2 protein-coding genes are annotated in these 2,589 nt (G+C 72.2%); both read left to right on the forward strand.

Features of this window, described 5'->3' with window-relative positions:
• Positions 1-1,945 (forward strand): RNA degradosome polyphosphate kinase (locus tag VF825_RS12235; RefSeq protein ID WP_331113634.1); only part of this gene is annotated, 1,945 nt, incomplete at its 5' end.
• 38 nt (positions 1,946-1,983) lie between these two features.
• Positions 1,984-2,589 (forward strand): NUDIX hydrolase (locus VF825_RS12240; protein ID WP_331113636.1); only part of this gene is annotated, 606 nt, incomplete at its 3' end.

A 2,589-nucleotide genomic window follows, 5' to 3' on the forward strand; every position in this document is an offset into this window, starting at 1 on the left:
CAAGCGCCGGATCGCCACCGGCCTGGCGATGCGTTCGGCCTCCGGGCTGGAGCCGCGCGAGGTGCTCGAGCAGATCAGCCTGGTCGCGCACGAGCTGATGTGGATGCACGCCGACACCTTCGAGAAGTCGGTGCGCCCCGCTCTGGCCGACGAGGGCATCACCATCGTGCGCTGGGAGGAGCTGGCCGAGACCGAGCGGGAGGTCCTGCACGGGATGTTCCGCGAGCAGGTCTTCCCGGTGCTCACCCCGCTGGCGGTCGACCCGGCCCACCCGTTCCCCTACATCTCCGGGCTCTCGCTCAACCTGGCCGTGGTGCTGGTCAACACCAAGACCGGCAACGAGCACTTCGCCCGGGTCAAGGTGCCGCCGCTGCTGCCCCGGTTCATCCCCGTCGGGCCGTCGGCGCAGGTCACCGACTCGCCGCTGGCCGACCTCTACCACGCCCGGTTCGTGCCGCTCGAGGACGTCATCGCCGCCCACCTGGACCAGCTCTTCCCCGGCATGGAGGTGCGCGAGCACTTCACCTTCCGGGTCACCCGCAACGAGGACCTGGAGGTCGAGGAGGACGACGCCGAGAACCTCCTCGCCGCGCTGGAGAAGGAGCTCACCCGGCGCCGGTTCGGCCCGCCGGTGCGCCTCGAGGTCGGCGACGACATGGACGACCACGTCATGGACCTGCTCGTGCGCGAGCTCGGCGTCCACGAGGGCGAGGTCTACCGCCTGCCCACGCCGCTGGACCTGACCGGGCTGGAGCTGCTGGCCGACCTCGAGCGCTCGGAGCTGAAGTTCCCGCCGTTCGTGCCCAAGACCCACCCCGACCTGTCGGCGGTGGAGACCTCCCAGCCCTCGGACATCCTCGCCGCGATGCGGTCCAAGGACGTGCTGCTGCAGCACCCCTACGACTCGTTCTCGACCTCGGTGCAGTCCTTCGTCGAGCAGGCCGCCGCCGACCCGCGGGTGCTGGCGATCAAGCAGACCCTCTACCGCACCTCCGGCGACTCCCCCATCGTCGACGCGCTCATCGACGCCGCCGAGGCCGGCAAACAGGTCCTGGCCGTGGTCGAGATCAAGGCCCGCTTCGACGAGCAGAACAACATCTCCTGGGCGCGCAAGCTCGAGCACTCCGGCGTCCACGTCGTCTACGGCATCGTCGGGCTCAAGACCCACGCCAAGCTCTCCCTCGTCGTGCGCCAGGAGGCCGAGGGGCTGCGCCGCTACTGCCACATCGGCACCGGCAACTACAACCCCAAGACCGCCCGGCTCTACGAGGACCTCGGCCTGCTCACCTGCGACCCGCAGGTCGGGGAGGACCTGACCCGGCTGTTCAACCAGCTCTCCGGCTTCGCCCCGCGCTCCCGGTTCAAGCGCCTGCTCGTCGCGCCACGCTCGGTGCGCTCGGGGCTGGTCGACCTCATCGACGAGGAGATCGAGCACGTCAACGCCGGGCGTGGCGGCTACGTCGGGATCAAGGTCAACTCGATCGTCGACGAGGCGGTCATCGACGCGCTCTACCGCGCCTCCCGCGCCGGCGTCGAGGTCGACGTGTTCGTCCGCGGCATCTGCGCGCTGCGCCCCGGGGTGCCCGACCTGTCCGAGACGATCCGGGTCCGCTCGATCCTGGGCCGGTTCCTGGAGCACTCGCGGGTGTTCATCTTCGGCGGTGGCGGCGAGACCCAGGCCTACATCGGCAGCGCCGACATGATGCACCGCAACCTCGACCGGCGGGTGGAGTGCCTGGTGCGCCTGTCCGACCCCGGGCACATCGCCGACGTGCAGGCGCTGATGTCGCGTGGCATGAGCGATGAGACCTCGAGCTGGCACCTGGCCGGCGACGGGCGCTGGACCCGCCACCACGTCGGCCCCGACGGGCTGCCGCTCAACGACTACCAGGAGGGCCTGATCGACCAGCACGCACGGCGCCGGCGCAAGGCCCGCCGCCGGTGACCGAGGGGGTCTCTCCCGGCGAGGTCGCGGCGCCACCCGTGGGGAGCGCTGCGGCGCGCCCGGTCGCGGCTGCCGGCACCCTGCCGTGGCGGCTGCGCGACGGCGAGCTCGAGGTGCTGCTGGTGCACCGCCCCGCCTACGACGACTGGGCCTGGGCCAAGGGCAAGCTCGACCCCGACGAGGAGTGGCCGACCTGCGCGGTCCGGGAGACGTGGGAGGAGACCGGGCTGCAGGTGCGCCTGGGCAGGCCGCTGCCGCCGGCGTCGTACACGTTCCTGGACAAGGCCGGCGAGCTGGCGACCAAGGAGGTCCGCTACTGGGCCGCCGAGGTCACCGGCGGTGACGGTGCCCTGGTCAACGAGATCGACGAGGTCGCCTGGCTGCCGGTGGCCGAGGCCTCCGACCGGCTGCACTACGCCCGCGACCGCGACCAGCTCCGGGCCCTGGTCCGCGCCTCGACGGCCGGCCGGCTGGCCACCTGGCCGCTGGTGCTCGTGCGCCACGCCCACGCCGTCGGCCGCTCCGCCTGGTCCGAACCCGACCCACTGCGCCCGCTCGACGCCCCCGGCCAGGCCCGCGCCGAGACCCTCACCGGCGTACTCGGCGCCTACGGCATCACCCGCCTGGTCACCTCCCCCTCCGTG

This window comes from Oryzihumus sp. (assembly GCF_036391795.1).
Lineage (GTDB): Bacteria > Actinomycetota > Actinomycetes > Actinomycetales > Dermatophilaceae > Oryzihumus.